Raw genomic sequence first — 17,286 nt, 5'->3', positions numbered from 1 at the left:
CTTTTTTCTATTTATGGTACAAGTACTGATTTAATATCAATTATATATTCATTGTCTCTTTCCCGAATTTCTGATTTGAGGCTGTAATCTTTTTCTACAAAAGCATTAGCAATTGCTTTAAAAGTTGGTCTCCAAATGTGAGGTACCGGAAGCTCTTTTTCCTCGTTTTTTTCAACTAAAATTTCGTACATTCTCAATATTTGCTAACGTTTCGTGTAAGTTGCGTTTTAATGCAATTTACACGTTGTTGTTTGTAGTAAATATAGCTAAAATCTTATAGTTTCTATTTTTATATTTACGTAGTCAGTCCAGGCGCTACATTCAGATTACTTTAAATTCACTTGTTTTTTCAAGATTATGAATTATATCAACCACAGACTGATATGGTTTGTTATCTGAAAAATGATTTTCTGCTCCGCTCTAAAACATTGATTTAAATTAAATTATCGTTTTAAAACTTGACATTGTCAAAAAAATCTTCTAATTTCGGCAAGCTTTTTACGCTAGCATGCGTATTTGAAAGTGCAACTCTCATACGATGTCAATCGATAAGCTTGACTAAACTGCATTCTTACGTTTAGTTAATTTTAATCCTGTTTTACCTATCCTTAATCACAATCAAAAGTGTATTTAAAAGCCAGAAGTTGGACTTATTACATACAACGGCTTGGGCTATGATTAGTGCGGGAGTTAATAAGCGATTAATTTCCGATTAAGCACTTAGCCAAATCTTTTTGTTTTAACTTTTTCACTTTAAAGCCAAATCAAAAAGATTTGGCGGACTTTATAAAAATACACTAAACTTTGGATTAAACACTAAACCCCGTATTAATTATAGCCCTTGTTGTATGCAGTTATTTTATCCAAGTATTTTCCTTCTTTGTATATTTCATAAATAAAATTTCCCTCAGACATTAGAATTTTTACACAAGACTTATTTCTTGGGTTGAATTCATTTATTTCTACAAAATTTTCTTCGGTGTTTTTTTCAATATATTCATTATATAATTCAGGTATTAAATCAGAATTCCTTTTCCAAAGTACCCAAAAAGAGAAACTAAAGCACAATTTACAGTCCTTTTTTGAAAGTTTAATTAATTCATCATCACTTGCAGTTTTATGTAGTTTATTAACAAGGTTGATACTCTTTTTATTCAATTTATAGTCATAGAATAAAAATTCCTGCTTTGCTATTTTAGTAATTATTTTTTCCAGTTTAGGATTATCAATATTTTGAGCTACAGAATTTTGTCCAATGATAGTTAAAATTAATATTAAAAGTAATTTTCTAATCATAAAGTTTTCATTTGCGCAATTGCATACAACGGTTTCGTATAACCGTCAGTTACGGGTTAATATACGTTAATTTTCGGTTTAGCACGGACGTTAGCAATTCCGAGTGGATTCGGACGTAGTCGAATCCGCCGTAATTGCGGTTATACATTGTTGTATGCAGTTTTTTCATTCTGCTAATATTTCTTGGTCATAGTCATATTCCGCTTCATTTGGAAAAAATCCATTCAAGTCAGGAAAAATTAACTGTAAATATTTGAATTCCGAATTCTCATAAAACTTAAATGAACTCAGCGTGTATCCAGTCAGCTTATCATTTCCCACCTCAATAAAGTAAACAGGAAATCGGTCAATTAAATCATCAATTTTTTCATTTAGCGGTATTTCTTTGAATTTAAATCTTTCCGCATAATTAGTAATCAACGTATTTGTTAGTCCATTCGGAAGTCCAGAAATGAAAAGTTCAGGAATTCTAAAATTTTTATATATTCCAGTTGAGTATCCAAAAGGCGTAAATCCAATTTCTTCCATTACGTAGGTACTATGAAATCCATATTTTTCAATATTGTCATAAACCATTTTAAAATACTTTTCTCTTTTTTCGTTACTCATTCTTTCGTTTTTGCTGAAATTGCATACAACGCTTTTGTGTATGATTTTTTTGCGGGAAAAGGATGCTATTCTTTTTCCGATGTTGCGGAAAGATAATTAATAAAATTGAATTTTCGCTGAGGGAATTCAGCCGCAATTAATTATACGCTTTGTTGGCTACTGTTTATAAATCTTATCCTTAAGTATTTTCTTAGTAGTTCTTTTTCTTCTACTGTGAGAGAATCTAAGGGAATCAATTGTTCAGGGAAATCTTTACTTGAGTTGTACGAATATAGACTCAAAAACTTATTATCAGTTTTGAAAAAATCATAATATAACCAAGAAGTTTTTTTCTCAAACAAGTCAGTTTTTATCCGAATTTCCTTTTTATTTATTTCAATTTTACAAAATGTTACACCATTTTTAAATTTTTGCTTTCTCAAGTTTAATGAATTACTGATATTATTTTTCGTTTTCCAAAAATCTACACATTTTAATAATGAAAACAATATGAAACCAAGTCCTATTCCTAATTCGATACCGTAATTTACAAAAGTGATTTTTTCTTTTCCGTTTTCATATAATCTTTGTTCTACGTCTTTTTCTCCATAAATCCCGGTCATAAATAGGATTATACCAATAATAAGTATAATCAAAAATGGTAATACCTTCTTAAAACCAAGGAAATCAGAAAACACTTTACTCCTTTCTTGATTATATTTTTCTATGTCAGAAATTTCAATTTTAATTAATTCCATTTTTTTAATTGTAGCCAACGTTTAGTATAAGAATAGTAAGGGATAAAAACATACTTATTTTTCGTTTTAACTCTTAGCTAAATTTACAGTTTTACCGTTACTTTTTTTAACTTTCAAATTGTAAATTTAGCGAACTTTGTAAATATTCACCCACTTTGGGTTTTGCCACTTAACCCTTATTATTTTTATATATTGTTAGGCGTATGTTTATTGTTTTCCATCATTATATGGTTCTGATTTCAGTCTTTTTAATTCCTTTTTCATTTCTTCCATATTAGATAACATTTCCCGCATTACTGGATTTGAAGATGATGAATTTCTCAATTCCTCTTCGCGTAAACCTAATACTGTATCTATCCGCCCCAGTACTAAAGCAAAACCAATGAAAATTATGAATAAAATAGGTATTGAAATCAAAATGTTGTCAAAAATTAATTTTCCGATAGAGCTATCTTGATAAGCTTTTAAAAAAACAAACCCAATCATTAAAAATTGAACGTACCCTATATACATCCTTGCTCTGTCTATATATATTTTCCATCTAATCAGGCTTTTCTTATTAGTCTTAATTTTCACCATATTATTATTAATTATACTTTTTCTTGAATACTATAATTATTGTTTTAGCTCTCATTTTAGTTAGTGACAAGGTTAATTACGCCTAACGTATTTGTATAACTGTTGTTACGGGATTAAAGTTACATATTTTGTTTAAAAACTAGCGTTAGTAATTACCGAGTGGATTCGGACGAAGTCGAATCCGCCGTAATTGCGGTTATACATTGTTGCCCACAGTATTTTAATTTGTCAATATTAATTCAATAGCCAACTGGTTGTATTTATTTCTATACTTTTTAAAAGATTCATTATCATTTTTCCCAGAAACTTTACTCCATTTTCCTTTATTTAATCGCCAGCTATTTTCATTAGTTTCAGTAGGAATAACTCCAATTGCAGGTTCGTAAGAAACTCCTTTTATTTTTTTTCTAGAACCTTTCATTGTATATTTATATTCATATTTATTTTCCTCAATTATTAGCCATTCAATCGCAGTAAAAAAACCTTTTTCGGGAAATTCAATATTTAATTTAGAAAGGTCAACTTCCGTTATTTTTTTCCCTTTTTTAGCTATTCCAATTATATTTTCATCATATATGTAATTTTCAGGTGCTCCTTTTTCATTTATTCCATAAAGTCTAATATTAAACTTTGGATTTTTTACATCACTATTTGTTAATATTCTTAACTTTTTAAGATAAGGTGTTTTTTTATATACTGGTTTATATTTAAAAAATCTTGCTGAAATCCAAGGATGTGTTCCGCATGCAAAATAACTGTTAATTTTAGATTTTTTGAACTCACCGATTGTCAATTCTTGAGATAATTTTTTAGAATTGATAATAATTTCATCTAATTCAGTGGTTAATGGTTTTAACTCTAATACATTTTTAATCGAATCAGATTTTAATTTTTTTGTTTGAAATCCAATTGCAGAAATTAGAATAACTTTCGTTTCATCAATTTCTAATTTAAACTCTCCTTTTTCATTAGATGTTGTTCCAATGTTTTCATTTTCTACCCAAATATTTACGTAAGGTATTCTTTTTTTCGTTTCGCTGTCAATTATTACTGATTTTAATTAACTATAACAAAGGTTAGAGATAAGTAGAATTATTATAGCAAGTAGTTTTTTCATATTGTGGGCAACAATGTTTGGTGTATGATTAGTTGCGATTTTTTCACCAAATGTAAATAAAAATTATTGATATTTCATTTCAGTACGTAGTTTCTTAAATAGAGTAGAATTAGCAATTAATTATACATTTTGTTAGCAATAGTTTATCTGTGGTGATAGTCCCAAGACTGCATTGTTATAAATTCATCTTTTAACATAACAAGACAAACACCATGTTCCTCATCCCAGTTACATTCACCTTTGAACATAATAAACGAGGAATCATTTTTATGGTTATCTGAAATTATTATATTCTCTATTGATATAGCTTTTTTTAAATCACAGGTATCTGTTATTTTAGGCAAAAACTCTATGTATTTTTCAAATCTCTTTAAGTAAATGGAATTATATGAGTTTACTGCTCCAATGATTAAAGAATTAAATATCTTTTCTTCATTTTCTAAGAGAAATTTATAAGCATTTAATTGTTCTTTGCTGGGTTCATCTCCAAAACCAAAAAAATCAATACATATAAAGTCGTTTAACGGTCGATTGCCTTTTTTAAATTGATTGAGTGATTTTAAGGTTATCAATGAATAATATTGATCTTCTTCTTCTGAGTATTCTATTTCCATATTCTTTTTCTAATTATTGCTAACGGACTTGTGTATGAAACGTAGCGTGCAAAAAGACACTAACTTTTTCGGATTAACACAGAGCCGAATTTTTATATTTTGTTTTTAATTTTCTCATTTTAAAAGCCAAATTAAAAATTTGGCGGACTTTCTTAATATACACAAACCTTTGGGCTTAGCACTTTTTAGCTATGTTTTATACACCGTGTTAGCAAGCGTTTCTTTATTTATTCCTTGTTTCATTATTATGTAAAATCCTTTTGAAGTCATAATACTATTTCCATCTTTATCTCTTGCCTCATCAAATCCAAAGTCAATTTTTCTCTCAAAACTCAATTTATTAAGAATTGGAAATAGTAAGTCATAGGTTTCACGAAAATGAAATTCCTTTTTATAAGGATAAAACTTTTGTTCAGTTTTTTCATTAATCGAATTAATAATCTTTGTAAAAACATTTTTTTGGTCATCTGAAAATTCAATCGGGTATTTGAAATTTTCAAAATCGAAAATCTGAAAATCTTCTATTTGTGTCTCCAAAAACCCCCATCTTCCACGATTTCCATATCCGAAAAACCATTCATCTGTTTCTATTAATTTTTCTTCAGAATCGAAAGAGTCTTTTGAGTATTTGGATTTCCAAAAGAAGTTATAAGTTCCTAAAATTTCTGTTTCCAACTGAATTTTTGCTGTATCAAATCCTACATTCCTTAATATATGTTCAAATTTCAAGATAAAACTTGTCCAATCATATTCAATTTGTTTGTAGGTCGCTCCAAATACAATTACTGGGTCTTCGTAATATGTTGGTTCAGTAATTCCAATACCAAACATATCAGTATTTAACTGAGGGTATGTATTATCATTTCCAAGAGAATTGATAAAACTCTGAGATTCTTTAAAATCTCTATCAAGTAATATTCTTCCGTGTACTATTGATTGGTATCCCATTTTTTTTATGCTTGCTAACGTTTTGTATAAGAATAGTGCGTTTTAGAGTCCTAGAATTTTCCGGAGGAAAATCGGATTGACCAAATACGCACTAACCTCTTGATTTAGTATTAAACTTAAGCATTATTTTTATACGTTGTTGGCAACAGTTTTTTATTTTGTTCTTGTCACTTTTATTTCATTTCCTATGATTTCAATATATCCACTAGTGCTGTGATTATTGAAAAATACGATTAAATTTCCCTTTTCATCTTTAAAAGTTTCTGGAGCATAATCCCAAATTCGTTCTTTAGAAATTTGATTTATAATTTTTAGCTCACTTTCTACTATAGTGGCTAAAAATGTTTTTGCGTCTTTTGAAATTATATGATACAATTGTTCCTTAAATTCAAAACTTATTAAAGTTAAAATTCCGAATCCGTTCCAAATTTCTTTTACTCCTTTTCTTGATTTACTTTCTGTATCTCCAGTATAGTAATGCTTAATCCCATTTTTTATTTCTCTAGGTTCAGGCATTTTAAAAACTGACATTAATTCAGGATTCTTAATTTCAATTATATCTGATGAACCCCTTAAATGAGCAAGCGAATTTGTAACTATATATTTTCCATCTATAAGATTTACGGATACTGGACAAGTAGCACTGCAAGAATATTCAATTCCACTTTTTTTGTTTTTAAAAAAAATTGAGCCTCCCCATTCACCACTGCAACTTTTCGACACAATATAATCTTTATCTTCATAAAAATTTCCGCCTTTTTTTATAAAATCAGATTTCCGCTTTTTAAAATCTTTTTTTTGGAGAAAAACTTCTTTAATATCAAAAGTAATTTTGTCTTGTCCTATACAAATAGTTAAAGAAAAAAGAGTAATTATTAAAATATAAATAGATTTCATTTAAATGAGTTCAAATTGTTGCCAACGGTTTGGCTATGCGCAGTATCCCGCAGGGTATTGCGTATAGGTGTTGTTGTAGCCAGTTATTTTATTTCGTTCATTTTAGTCAAATAGATTTTGTTCTCTTGAAGAAATCCAATGTTTGAGCCAAAACTTGTAATATAATTTCGTTTGTTCAACTCTTGGTTTTCCTCGTTTTTAAACTTAATCTTTTTAGTCTTCTTTAGTTTATTTCCTTTAATCTCAAACAGAATAAAATTATTCTCATCATATCCATCTGCCATAAGCACTTTATTGTCAGAAATATTTAAAGAACTTGAACCTCCAATATCAGTATTCCAAAACTTAATTTGTTTTGAGTTATCAAGTTTAACAAGTGGAAATTCTGTGTAATAGTAAAACCAAGTGTTGTTGTCTGAATCTATATTCATTGCATAGCAATCCGCCATATGGTCAAGTCCGTCAGTTGGTTCGAATTCCCAAATTTTCTGTCCGTCCTTATTCCAACATATTAGTCCGGGTGTTCCAATTGGCTCGTCCCATCCGTAATTTCCAAATATTCCTTCATCGAAATATGAAGTCCATATATTTCCATCATTGTCAATTTGGACATCTTGAATTCCGTCTCCAGCAACAAAGTCTCTCAATAATTCTCCTTTAAGGCTATAAATTCGAGCATTTTTGTCTATTTCATTTTCATTTTTGTATCTGCTACGTCCACAGATAAGCAGAATTTCTTTTGTTGGTAAGAAATTCACGTTATGAAAATTGTAATATTCATCTTTTATTAGAGTTCTAAATTTTTCATTTCCCTTTAAGTCAAAACGGATAAATGTATAATCTTTAGGCTTGTCATATTTAATCACTGCAAACATTCCATTTTCAGTTCTGTATTGAGGTGCAGAATGAATTATCAAGGTATTTATTCCATTCTTATCGACTGAAATAGATATAATCTCATCTTCGCTCTCAAGTTTTTCTGAAAGGTCAATTATCGGTTGAACTTTAAGTGATTTTGTTCCAAATATCATCTTGCTATTTTCAGCTTTCTTATAATCTTTATTTTGACAAGAAACCAAAATGATTAGAATCAATATCGATTTTATAAATCTCATACTTTTCGGGTTTCTCTAATTGGCTACAACGGTTTCGGCTATGATTTCGTTGTGGAATCATCCGCAGGATTATTCCGCTGAGAAATCAGCCGTTGATTTATACTTTTATTTTGGTGTGGCACAAAACCACAATGAATTATAGCCATTGTTAGCGGTTGTTTTTATTTTCCAAAAAGTCTTGATAAAAAGCCTTTTTTCTTATTCTTAATTACCCATACCAATTCGGTTGGATGTCTTTCCGTAAACTGATTCGCTCCAAACTTTCCCCAAGCAAAACCGTCTTTGTTTTTTCCAGTTCGCAAGTCAGCAACAGTCCATTCGTCACCTTCAAATTTATTCAGGAAGTCTTTGAATTCAGGATTTTGATTTTCAAATTCGGTTTTTTGTGAACACAGGTCATTTTCATTCCAAATTGTCATTACGGTTTTGTCGTGAATTTCATTCAGATGACATTTGTCAGGGCTTTCGTAAAATTCCAATAAGTGTTTTAGATATTCATTTAGATTTTGCGAATGAACAACAAATACTGCTGGGTCGTGGCAAGCAAAAAATACTTTGTTAGGTTTTCCGCTTTCGTTTAAATCCAAAATCCAATGATTTCCAAACCCATCGTGTCCAAGAGTAATTGAGTTTGCGGATAATTCCCAAAATCCGAATTGTCCAATAGAATCAAAATAAACCATTTCAGGTCCGTAACCGTCCCAACCTTTGGTTTCTTTCAGTATTTCAATTAATTCACTGTCAATATTGTTACTTGGGAATTGTTCTTTCAGTTGTTCAATTTCGGAATCAGTCAATCCGTCTTGAAATTCAAGTTGATATTTTTCTCCGTCTTCGTCTGTGAAAGTAGATTCTCTTAATTTCTTTATTATTTCAAGGTTTGTCATATTTACTCAAATAACCGCTAACGGAATTGTGTATGGCTCGTTGCGGGAAATCAGCTATGATTTTCCGCCGTAACCGGAATATAGCAAATTGCAATGAATTCCGATTAGGAATTCAGCCGCAATGAGCTATACACGTTGTTACCATACGTTTTTATTCCACTTTTTTTATTCAGTTTTTTGATTCATTCAGAGATTTGATTGGCACAACAATAGTTTTCGCCCATAAGTCTCCAACTCTTTGATTTAAATCGGTATTTTTAATTGTTATTATTCCGACTAATCCAAAAAAGAACATATCAATTGGGTCAAGTAAGTGTCTTTTAAAAGATTCGCCAAAAGTCAATTTTCGGTTTGTTCCGTTTTTCGGAATCGGTTTAAGTCCAACTAATGAATTTCCGAGAGTTGCTCCGAATCCAATTTCAAGTCCAACAGTCATAAACAGCCAAAAAGCAATTGGAATTAATCCTGGTAATCCATTTAAGGAATATCCTCCTTCGTCATTCGGTTCGCCAAGCGTATAAATCAGAAAGAATGTAACTGCATAAATTATAATATAATCCACTAATCCAGCAGCAAATCGGTCTCCAATATTTGGTTCAGTTTTAATTTTGTAAGTCAAGTTTGTTTCGTTCATCGGTTTTTCTCAAATGTATGGTAACGTTTCGTGTAAGTTGCGTTTTAATGCAATTTACACGTTGTTGTTTGTAGTAAATATAGCTAAAATCTTATAGTTTCTATTTTTATATTTACGTAGTCAGTCCAGACGCTACATTCAGATTACTTTAAATCCACTTGTTTTTTTAAGATTATGAATTATATCAACCACAGACTGATATGGTTTGTTATCTGAAAAATGATTTTCTGCTCCGCTCTAAAACATTGATTTAAATTAAATTATCGTTTTAAAACTTGACATTGTCAAAAAAATCTTCTAATTTCGGCAAGCTTTTTACGCTAGCATGCGTATTTGAAAGTGCAACTCTCATACGATGTCAATCGATAAGCTTGACTAAACTGCATTCTTATGTTTAGTTAATTTTAATCCTGTTTTACCTATCCTTAATCCCAATCAAAAAGTGTATTTAAAAGCCAGAAGTTGGACTTATTACATACAACGGTTTTGTATATCTTTTGTTGCGTATTTTAATCACCTAATTTAGTAAATACAAACTGAATGGAAAAACGGCTAGAACTTTCGTAAGTAAGTTAGGACTAGCAATAAATTATATACGGTGTTACCACACGTTTTTATTCGTTATTCTGTATTTAAATGGATTTTCGCTGTCATAATTTCCATTGTGATATATTAAAAATTCAGCATCATTTTCGTTAAATTCTATAGTTTCAATTTTATTTATTCCAATCAAACACAAATCTGTTCTTGTAAATATTCGTTTTCTAAATATTCCTAATTCAGATTTAGTTATAGAAATCCGTTCTCCACAGTTTAAAAATCCACTTTCTGACACTTCTATTCTATAAGTTTCATTAATTTCATATTCAGCTATTACTTGCTCAAATATAAAAAGCAATATTATCAAACAAACTGATGGAATTAAAACCAAAAGTTTTAGAAGTTTTGTTCTGTTATTTTTCACAATACTAAAGAATAAAAGAACAAATATTATAAAAGTCAATTCCAAAAATGAATTGCTATATATTCCTTCCAAACGATAACCATTATATAAAAATATTACGATTACTGATATAATGATTAGACTAATTGTTAATCCTCTGGTAATGATATTTTTAAATCTCGGAAATTCCTTTTTTGTTAGGTAAGGAATACAATTCAGACCGATTAAAATCAAAAAAAATATTATTAAAGTGGTCATTTTTTTTAATGTGTGGTAACGTATTTGTGTATGATTTTTTGCGGGAAAAGGACGCTAGTCGTTTTCCGTTGTTGCGGAAAGATAATTAATAAGATTGAATTTCCGGTGAGGAAATTCAGCCGCAATTAATTATACACTTTGTTGTAACACGTTTTTATTTTATCCGTCTATCAATTTGTTCCAAAATCAGTTTTTCTAATTCCGAGAAATTTATTTTTAGTGAATTTGATATTATCGATATTGGTGAACCATAAATTCTATTATTCGCTTTCATTGCTTTTTTTGAAATGATATTTTTTGAACGCTCAATATATTTTTCTGGTTCAGAAGTCAAAATAACAATTACTTTTGTTGAACCTGTTTTCCAAGATTTTATTCCAGTAATATCTTTCCATTCTATAAGTCCAACACTTGTTGCGTTTGAGTTGTCAATGATTCCGTCATCATTTATAATCAAACCAGTTTTTCTACTAAAGACTATTTTTGAAATGAAAATGAAGCATAGTCCGAAGAATAAAACTCCAACTATTCCGCTTAAAAGTACAATGTTTTTCGGATAACGAATAGAAGCAAATTCTTCAGGTTCTATAATTCCCCAAGCTCCAACAATAACAAATGCCAATGCTCCGATCATAAGTAATATAATTTTCGTTTTACTTAATGGTATCTTAATTTCATTCATTTACGGTAGTTTGGTGAAATGTGTTACAACGGTCTCGTATAACCGTCAGTTACGGGTTTTTAGTTATGGTTTTCGGTTAAGCACTGATGCTGGCAATTTCGAGTGGATTCGGACGAAGTCGAATCCGCCGTAATTGCGGTTATATATTGTTGTATGCTGGCTTTTCATTCAGTAATTCTATTATTTTTGGTTGAATTATCCATATTCCAATTGGAAAAAACCAAAATCCTAACATATACCAACCATAACCTTCTTTTTGATTTCTCAACGTAGTAATGCATCTTGATAAAAAGTAGATTGTGTGAATCATATAATACATTAAAATCAGATGAAGAGGAATAATTAACCAAGCTTTCCAACCATATTCAGCAATGTTTTCATTATTTATTTCATAACCACCTACAGTCAAGAAAACAATTAAAAGATATGTAACAACGAAACCAATTTGAATTTTAAATCTTTTTAGGTTCAAAATAGATTTATCGTTCAGTTTGTTGTACAATTTCTCTCCAACTCCTAAAGTCCAGTAAGTGAATAAGCATATCCAGATTATCATTAATACAATTCCAATCATTGTTTCAGAGAAGATTGATAGTATGATTATTGATAAAAATATAATCCAAGGCTTTACAGTCAGTATATTATTCAATTGGTCTTTCATTTTTCAGCTTGCATACAACGTCTCGGCTATGGTTAGTAAAGGATTAAAAGTAAATAAATTTTCGATTAAGCACTTAGCCAAAACTTTTTATTTTGTTTTAATTTTTTAAAGCCAAATCAAAAAAATTGGCGGACTTGGTTTAAAGCACATAACTCTGGGTTAAGCACCAAAACCCTTATTAACTATAGCCATTGTTGGCAAATCGTTTTTATTTTTTTTCGTTATCAAATTCATTCGGTTTTGGTGGCGGTGGTGATGGCGGAATATTTGTAATGTCAAATCCCTCAAACAGAATATTATATCTAAAATAGTCAGAACCGTTTTGTGAATTAATTTCTTTAAACTGTCTAACAATTTCTTTTAGAGTTCTTTTTGTTGTTTCAATGGGATATTTATCTTCAACGTAAAAATGGATTAAAGCTGGTTTTAGTTTGTTTTCGTTATACTGAAAATTATAGGTTTTAGATATTATCTCATTCAGTTCCGCTTTTAGGAATGTGATTGATTTTTTCTTTTTGGATTTCCCGTATTCAATTACCAACGAATCATTTCTAACAAATAATAAATTCCGCCTGAAGTAACATCCAATTTCTACAGAACTCGGACAGTTAGCAAATCCAATTAAATGATAAATAGTATCATTTGATTTAAATCTTAAACCTGACGATTTTCCCTCACAGGTTAATTTGCCCATTTTTTGTCTTAATTCCGAAAAATTTGAAACTGAATCTAAATCTATAATTTCAATCTTGTCATCAATTTCGAAACTTTTATAATCGTCTGAAAATAGTTTAGACAAAGGTTTATTTTCGTCCAAATTTGAGCAGGAACTTAAAATCAAAAGAAAGATTAATATGTAGTTCAAGTTTTTCATCAAATGTTTGCCAACGTAATTGTGTATGAAAAGTTGCGATGATTTTAGTAGCAATTTTTCATTCGTTTTTCATGATTTAAAAGTAAATATAATTTTTGATTTATAGAGAAAGAAGCAATTTTTTATACACGCTGTTAACTAATGTTGGAGAACACTAGCCAAAATTCAAAGCGGTTAGAAAATTTTACACTGAAAGCAAACGATACAGAATGCAAATCTAAAGGTTTACAAACAAGCACAATTGTCAGCCAATAAAAGATAAATAGTTACAAGCCTTACTTGCATTTAGTTTGCGTATTTTAAGATTTCTATAAAGCCTTTTTTTAGAAAAAGAACGGATCAGAACGTTCAGCGAGAATTGGCTAAAAATACCATCAGGTTCTACTTAAAAGTAAAAAGTAAGCTAAGTTATCGGAACGAGCCAGAGACTTTTCAAACACAAAACAAGAACCGACAATCAAGAAATTAGGAGATTGGCAAATGATCCAAACCAAAAAACGTTTAGTTCTCAAAAAAAGGACAAAGCTGGAATTACTCTTGAAAAGTACAATTTTGAAGCTTACTTTGATTTATCAAAAAGAGAACTTCACATAATTCTCGACAATGATAGTTAACGGTTTGGCTAAGCTGCGTTTTAATGCAGTTTAGGTTTTGTTGTGTGCAGTTATTTTTTTCTTTTAAATGTCTGTATTACATTTTTAATATCGGAAATTGCATTTTCACTCCCAGTAACGTAAGTTCCAATAAAGAGATAATATCCTCCGTTTTGGTCAAATAAAATGACTTGATACATTTCCTCATTTTCCTTATCGTTGTTTTTAGCAAAAAGTTCAAATCCTTTTAGATTGTCAATTTCTATTTCATTAATTCCTTTGCTTGGAATTACAGAATAATCGTCTGGATATTTCTTTAATCTTGAAATACAAAACAATTTTTCGTTTTTAATCTCAACGTTTGCAAATGATTTGTCAGTCAATAATGTCGCTTTATCTTCACTTTCTGTTGGTGTTTTCAAATCACGGTTTAATAGCATTCCATTTCCCATTACAGCCTTGAACTTTAGAGAACCAACATTTTCATTAAGCGAGTAATTCAAAGCTTCTCTTGGATTGCTTTCGGTTTTTGAATCTACAAATGTTGTTAAAATGCTCTCCTTGATTTTTTTACCAGTTTGAATAGAATCTTTTAAATAAACACCATTTATTAAGGTGCTTGATTTTTCATTTCCATAAACGATAATTTGTTTTGAGAAAGTCATTCCATTTGCTGATTGGTCTAATTCTATAAGTATTCCGTCAAATTCAGCAACTTTTATTTCTTTCTTTGTTTTCAATTTCATTCCTTGTTTTTGTAACATTTCGGAATTAAAACCTTTGGAAACTTCTGAATAAGGTCCAGGAATTTCCATTGCCATAATCATTGAAGTTTGGTCATTAGGATTTTGAAACCCTTTGAAGTTATTTGAAGATTCAAATGATGTTGGCGGAACCATAAAAATATTCATTCCTTTAATTTGAATATGGTTTTCAGATTTTTCTTCAGGTAACTCTTGTCCAAATCCAGCTATTGAAATTGAAAGTAATAAAGTTGTAATTCTAATTCTTTTTATCATTGATTATCGTTTGTTTTAATTGCACACAACGGCTCTGTATAAAGTTTGTTGCGTTGTTTTCACTTTAAAAGTAAGTAAATTATTACTAATTAGAAAGTTCGCTAGGACTTTCGCAAGTAGACTAAAAACAGCAATAAAATTTATACTTTGTTGGGTACAGTTAATATTTCACCTTTTTTTGTTATTTCAAATTTCAGCTCATTAAGCTTTCCATTTTCTCTAATATAAATTTTTAAAAGTTTCCCTTTTTTATAAATTAGTCTTTGAGTTAGTTCTCCTTTAGAGTTATAAAACTTTGAATCTCCGTGAGGTTTCCACCTTTTAATGTTTATTTTATATTTTACTTTCCCATTTTTATAATTGTCTGATATAAAACCATTTTTTGGACCATCTAACCAAAAGTTTCCACTTATTAAATAAATTTCTCCTAAATCAACAATGTCGTCATTACATTCAACTTTTATTTTTGTTATATAATGTCCAAAATATTTAAATGTAATTTCGTTAATTCCGTTTTCAGTACAAACTAGATTAATTATTCCATTATAGCTCATCCATTCGGTGGGTTCTCCGTTTATAAATATTTCAGCCCACGCAGCATTACCATATTCATCAAAAAGTTGTCCTTTGATTTTAGATTGTCCACTCGAAATTATAGAATAAGATAATATAAAAAAGGTCAATAGTATTTTTTTCATAATTGTACCCAATGGTCTCGTATATGAAAAGTAGCGGATTTTTAGCACTAATTTTTCGGATTATAGCTGACCTTTAATTTATTTCTTTTGTTTCGTTTAAGTGATTAAACCGCTATTTTTTATATACGTTGTTGTAAGTAGTGTTTTTTTTCGTTCACTTACTTAATTTCAAAATCCGAAATGCTCCTTGAATTACCAACGCAAAAACGATTGTTCCAATAATCAAATCAGGTTTACTCGATCTCAACCAATTTACCAAAATTCCAGCAATTATAACTCCCAAATTGATAATCACGTCGTTCGAGGTAAAAATCATACTTGCTTTCATATGTGCCTCTTCTTTGCTCTTTGACTTTTGCAAAATATAAAGACAAATTCCGTTTGCGATAAGTGCAAAAACAGAAACGATAATCATTGTAGAAAAATCGGGAAGTTTCTCGGCTCCGAAAAATCTTCTTAAAACTTCCATAAATCCAATAATCGCAAGTGCTATTTGAAAATATCCAGCAAGTTTAGCAATTCGCTTTTTCTTAATTAAAGTTCCTCCAACTGCAAACAAACTAATTCCGTACACAAAACTATCCGCAAGCATATCTAAACTGTCGGCAATAAGTCCCATTGATTTTGAGATAATTCCTGTAGTCATTTCTATTAGGAAGAAAGCAAAATTTATGGCAAGTACAGACCAAAGTAGTTTTCTCTGATTTTCGTTTTCTTTAAATTCAGTTTGGTCAGTTTGTTCTGTTGAGATTTTTTTTCCGCCTAAATTCAGTTCGATAACTGACTTTTCGATTTGGTCAATTTCTCCGCTATGAAAAACGGTCAATTTTCGGTTTGGAATATCAAAGTCCAAATTCGCAATACTCGAAATTTCATCCAATTTCATTCGGATTAGATTTTCCTCTGAAGGACAATCCATTTTGGTAATTTCAAATATCGTTTTATTCATTTGGTTTGATGATTTTTCAGCATTACTTACAACGTATTTGTATAACTGTTGTTACGGGATTAAAGTTACATATTTTGTTTAAGAACTAGCGTTAGTAATTACCGAGTAGATTCGGACGAAGTCGAATCCGCCGTAATTGCGGTTATACATTGTTAGGCGCTGGCTTTTATTTTTCATAATTAGCATCTTCTCTTAATACCAAGTCCATTTCTAACTGGCGAAGCCAAAATCCGTCACTTTCCATAGCCTCTGAATCGGCATTTTTTAAGTCCAACTTTAATTTTTCGAATTGTTCGTCCGTAAAATCAGAATCGAGAAACGCATCTTCTCCATTTTCCGTTTGTACTCTTTTTACAAAATTCCGATACGCTATTAAACATTTAGCCATAGCAGAAAGATCAGAATTAAAAGGTTGTGAACTGAAATAATCTTCGTGGTCGAGATATTCTATTCGGTCATTATTTCCTGTATTTATGACAATTGGGTCTCCGTCATTACAAGAGCCAATTACTATATATTTTTCAAATTCAGGTTCTAAAAAGTTATAAATAGTTGTCAGTTTTTGAACACTATCATAAACATCATTTGAATCTTTCGAAAAAGATAAAAAAGGTGCGGCACTTTCTGGTAATCCTGATTTTACAAGGAATTCAATTGAATTTTCCGAAAGTCCTAGTCCATTTAGTTTTTCCTGACTGATTGAATTGAGTTTATTCTTATCCAAAGTCCATATGTTTTTAAATTCCTCAGGTTTCATATTTCAGCTTGTGCCTAACGTTTCGTGTAAGTTGCGTTTTAATGCAATTTACACGTTGTTGTTTGTAGTAAATATAGCTAAAATCTTATAGTTTCTATTTTTATATTTACGTAGTCAGTCCAGGCGCTACATTCAGATTACTTTAAATTCACTTGTTTTTTCAAGATTATGAATTATATCAACCACAGACTGATATGGTTTGTTATCTGAAAAATGATTTTCTGCTCCGCTCTAAAACATTGATTTAAATTAAATTATCGTTTTAAAACTTGACATTGTCAAAAAAATCTTCTAATTTCGGCAAGCTTTTTACGCTAGCATGCGTATTTGAAAGTGAAACTCTCATACGATGTCAATCGATAAGCTTGACTAAACTGCATTCTTACGTTTAGTTAATTTTAATCCTGTTTTACCTATCC

At 29.9% G+C, this 17,286-nt stretch carries 21 protein-coding genes and 1 pseudogene; 1 reads left to right on the top strand and 21 read right to left on the bottom strand.

What is annotated here, in order from left to right; genetic code table 11:
- Window positions 1-11: 11 nt before the first annotated feature.
- The 17 genes and pseudogenes from BTO06_RS11740 to BTO06_RS11665 form a co-directional block, all read right to left on the bottom strand.
- Window positions 12-191, bottom strand: coding sequence for a hypothetical protein (locus tag BTO06_RS11740; protein WP_100925488.1), 180 nt, complete (start codon window positions 189-191; stop codon window positions 12-14).
- Between the two features lie 637 nt (window positions 192-828).
- Window positions 829-1,296: a hypothetical protein gene (locus BTO06_RS11735; RefSeq protein WP_100925487.1), complete on the bottom strand. Its 468-nt coding sequence runs from the start codon at window positions 1,294-1,296 to the stop codon at window positions 829-831.
- Between the two features lie 165 nt (window positions 1,297-1,461).
- On the bottom strand, window positions 1,462-1,905 hold the full coding sequence (locus BTO06_RS11730; RefSeq protein ID WP_100925486.1) for a DUF4262 domain-containing protein: 444 nt from the start codon (window positions 1,903-1,905) through the stop codon (window positions 1,462-1,464).
- Window positions 1,906-2,045: 140 nt separating this feature from the next.
- Entirely contained in the window at window positions 2,046-2,642 is a 597-nt protein-coding gene (locus BTO06_RS11725; protein ID WP_100925485.1) for a hypothetical protein, read from the bottom strand.
- A 207-nt stretch (window positions 2,643-2,849) separates the two neighbouring features.
- Window positions 2,850-3,221: a hypothetical protein gene (locus tag BTO06_RS11720; RefSeq protein ID WP_157811825.1), complete on the bottom strand. Its 372-nt coding sequence runs from the start codon at window positions 3,219-3,221 to the stop codon at window positions 2,850-2,852.
- 220 nt (window positions 3,222-3,441) lie between these two features.
- Window positions 3,442-4,014 (bottom strand): hypothetical protein, encoded by a 573-nt coding sequence (locus BTO06_RS18810; RefSeq protein ID WP_232731449.1) that lies wholly within the window; start codon window positions 4,012-4,014, stop codon window positions 3,442-3,444.
- A gap of 84 nt (window positions 4,015-4,098) precedes the next feature.
- Window positions 4,099-4,227 (bottom strand): annotated as a pseudogene (locus tag BTO06_RS19005) (carboxypeptidase-like regulatory domain-containing protein); the annotation flags it as partial.
- 254 nt (window positions 4,228-4,481) lie between these two features.
- Window positions 4,482-4,952: a DUF6985 domain-containing protein gene (locus BTO06_RS11710; RefSeq protein WP_100925483.1), complete on the bottom strand. Its 471-nt coding sequence runs from the start codon at window positions 4,950-4,952 to the stop codon at window positions 4,482-4,484.
- Between the two features lie 189 nt (window positions 4,953-5,141).
- Window positions 5,142-5,900, bottom strand: coding sequence for a hypothetical protein (locus BTO06_RS11705; protein ID WP_100925482.1), 759 nt, complete (start codon window positions 5,898-5,900; stop codon window positions 5,142-5,144).
- A 153-nt stretch (window positions 5,901-6,053) separates the two neighbouring features.
- Window positions 6,054-6,797, bottom strand: a complete 744-nt coding sequence (locus tag BTO06_RS11700) for a hypothetical protein (RefSeq protein WP_100925481.1) — start codon at window positions 6,795-6,797, stop codon at window positions 6,054-6,056.
- Between the two features lie 83 nt (window positions 6,798-6,880).
- Complete coding sequence (locus BTO06_RS11695; protein ID WP_100925480.1) at window positions 6,881-7,912, bottom strand: hypothetical protein; 1,032 nt, start codon at window positions 7,910-7,912, stop codon at window positions 6,881-6,883.
- Window positions 7,913-8,073: 161 nt separating this feature from the next.
- Window positions 8,074-8,799 (bottom strand): SMI1/KNR4 family protein, encoded by a 726-nt coding sequence (locus BTO06_RS11690; protein ID WP_100925479.1) that lies wholly within the window; start codon window positions 8,797-8,799, stop codon window positions 8,074-8,076.
- Window positions 8,800-8,968: 169 nt separating this feature from the next.
- On the bottom strand, window positions 8,969-9,433 hold the full coding sequence (locus BTO06_RS11685) for an RDD family protein (RefSeq protein WP_100925478.1): 465 nt from the start codon (window positions 9,431-9,433) through the stop codon (window positions 8,969-8,971).
- A 601-nt stretch (window positions 9,434-10,034) separates the two neighbouring features.
- Entirely contained in the window at window positions 10,035-10,634 is a 600-nt protein-coding gene (locus BTO06_RS11680; RefSeq protein WP_100925477.1) for a hypothetical protein, read from the bottom strand.
- Between the two features lie 154 nt (window positions 10,635-10,788).
- Window positions 10,789-11,316 carry an STM3941 family protein gene (locus BTO06_RS11675; protein ID WP_100925476.1) on the bottom strand — a complete coding sequence of 176 codons (528 nt, stop codon included), beginning with the start codon at window positions 11,314-11,316 and terminating at the stop codon, window positions 10,789-10,791.
- Window positions 11,317-11,455: 139 nt separating this feature from the next.
- The gene (locus BTO06_RS11670; protein ID WP_157811824.1) at window positions 11,456-11,977 is read right to left on the bottom strand and encodes a hypothetical protein; all 522 of its coding nucleotides are present in this window, start codon (window positions 11,975-11,977) and stop codon (window positions 11,456-11,458) included.
- A gap of 208 nt (window positions 11,978-12,185) precedes the next feature.
- Entirely contained in the window at window positions 12,186-12,776 is a 591-nt protein-coding gene (locus tag BTO06_RS11665) for a hypothetical protein (protein WP_157811823.1), read from the bottom strand.
- Window positions 12,777-13,324: 548 nt separating this feature from the next.
- On the opposite strand from BTO06_RS11665, the gene BTO06_RS18495 reads away from it, so the two are divergent.
- Window positions 13,325-13,465, top strand: a complete 141-nt coding sequence (locus BTO06_RS18495; RefSeq protein WP_157811822.1) for a hypothetical protein — start codon at window positions 13,325-13,327, stop codon at window positions 13,463-13,465.
- 50 nt (window positions 13,466-13,515) lie between these two features.
- On the opposite strand, the gene BTO06_RS11660 is transcribed toward BTO06_RS18495, so the two are convergent.
- The 4 genes from BTO06_RS11660 to BTO06_RS11645 form a co-directional block, all read right to left on the bottom strand.
- Window positions 13,516-14,463: a hypothetical protein gene (locus tag BTO06_RS11660; RefSeq protein WP_100925473.1), complete on the bottom strand. Its 948-nt coding sequence runs from the start codon at window positions 14,461-14,463 to the stop codon at window positions 13,516-13,518.
- 140 nt (window positions 14,464-14,603) lie between these two features.
- Window positions 14,604-15,161: a hypothetical protein gene (locus BTO06_RS11655; RefSeq protein WP_100925472.1), complete on the bottom strand. Its 558-nt coding sequence runs from the start codon at window positions 15,159-15,161 to the stop codon at window positions 14,604-14,606.
- A 154-nt stretch (window positions 15,162-15,315) separates the two neighbouring features.
- Complete coding sequence (locus BTO06_RS11650) at window positions 15,316-16,110, bottom strand: cation transporter (protein WP_100925471.1); 795 nt, start codon at window positions 16,108-16,110, stop codon at window positions 15,316-15,318.
- Window positions 16,111-16,276: 166 nt separating this feature from the next.
- Window positions 16,277-16,867, bottom strand: coding sequence for an SUKH-4 family immunity protein (locus BTO06_RS11645; RefSeq protein WP_100925470.1), 591 nt, complete (start codon window positions 16,865-16,867; stop codon window positions 16,277-16,279).
- Window positions 16,868-17,286 lie beyond the last annotated feature (419 nt).

The sequence above is a fragment of the Tenacibaculum sp. SZ-18 genome, from assembly GCF_002813915.1.
Lineage (GTDB): Bacteria > Bacteroidota > Bacteroidia > Flavobacteriales > Flavobacteriaceae > Polaribacter.
Note: the sequence above shows the minus strand (reverse complement) of the source record. Positions and strands in the feature narration are given on the sequence as shown.

What these genes read in the sequence shown, in the direction of transcription:
- BTO06_RS11740 (WP_100925488.1), bottom strand. Translation starts at nt 191, where the DNA reads ATGTACGAAATTTTAGTTGAAAAAAACGAGGAAAAAGAGCTTCCGGTA.
- BTO06_RS11735 (WP_100925487.1), bottom strand. Translation starts at nt 1,296, where the DNA reads ATGATTAGAAAATTACTTTTAATATTAATTTTAACTATCATTGGACAA.
- BTO06_RS11730 (WP_100925486.1), bottom strand. Translation starts at nt 1,905, where the DNA reads ATGAGTAACGAAAAAAGAGAAAAGTATTTTAAAATGGTTTATGACAAT.
- BTO06_RS11725 (WP_100925485.1), bottom strand. Translation starts at nt 2,642, where the DNA reads ATGGAATTAATTAAAATTGAAATTTCTGACATAGAAAAATATAATCAA.
- BTO06_RS11720 (WP_157811825.1), bottom strand. Translation starts at nt 3,221, where the DNA reads ATGGTGAAAATTAAGACTAATAAGAAAAGCCTGATTAGATGGAAAATA.
- BTO06_RS11710 (WP_100925483.1), bottom strand. Translation starts at nt 4,952, where the DNA reads ATGGAAATAGAATACTCAGAAGAAGAAGATCAATATTATTCATTGATA.
- BTO06_RS11705 (WP_100925482.1), bottom strand. Translation starts at nt 5,900, where the DNA reads ATGGGATACCAATCAATAGTACACGGAAGAATATTACTTGATAGAGAT.
- BTO06_RS11700 (WP_100925481.1), bottom strand. Translation starts at nt 6,797, where the DNA reads ATGAAATCTATTTATATTTTAATAATTACTCTTTTTTCTTTAACTATT.
- BTO06_RS11695 (WP_100925480.1), bottom strand. Translation starts at nt 7,912, where the DNA reads ATGAGATTTATAAAATCGATATTGATTCTAATCATTTTGGTTTCTTGT.
- BTO06_RS11690 (WP_100925479.1), bottom strand. Translation starts at nt 8,799, where the DNA reads ATGACAAACCTTGAAATAATAAAGAAATTAAGAGAATCTACTTTCACA.
- BTO06_RS11685 (WP_100925478.1), bottom strand. Translation starts at nt 9,433, where the DNA reads ATGAACGAAACAAACTTGACTTACAAAATTAAAACTGAACCAAATATT.
- BTO06_RS11680 (WP_100925477.1), bottom strand. Translation starts at nt 10,634, where the DNA reads ATGACCACTTTAATAATATTTTTTTTGATTTTAATCGGTCTGAATTGT.
- BTO06_RS11675 (WP_100925476.1), bottom strand. Translation starts at nt 11,316, where the DNA reads ATGAATGAAATTAAGATACCATTAAGTAAAACGAAAATTATATTACTT.
- BTO06_RS11670 (WP_157811824.1), bottom strand. Translation starts at nt 11,977, where the DNA reads ATGAAAGACCAATTGAATAATATACTGACTGTAAAGCCTTGGATTATA.
- BTO06_RS11660 (WP_100925473.1), bottom strand. Translation starts at nt 14,463, where the DNA reads ATGATAAAAAGAATTAGAATTACAACTTTATTACTTTCAATTTCAATA.
- BTO06_RS11655 (WP_100925472.1), bottom strand. Translation starts at nt 15,161, where the DNA reads ATGAAAAAAATACTATTGACCTTTTTTATATTATCTTATTCTATAATT.
- BTO06_RS11650 (WP_100925471.1), bottom strand. Translation starts at nt 16,110, where the DNA reads ATGAATAAAACGATATTTGAAATTACCAAAATGGATTGTCCTTCAGAG.
- BTO06_RS11645 (WP_100925470.1), bottom strand. Translation starts at nt 16,867, where the DNA reads ATGAAACCTGAGGAATTTAAAAACATATGGACTTTGGATAAGAATAAA.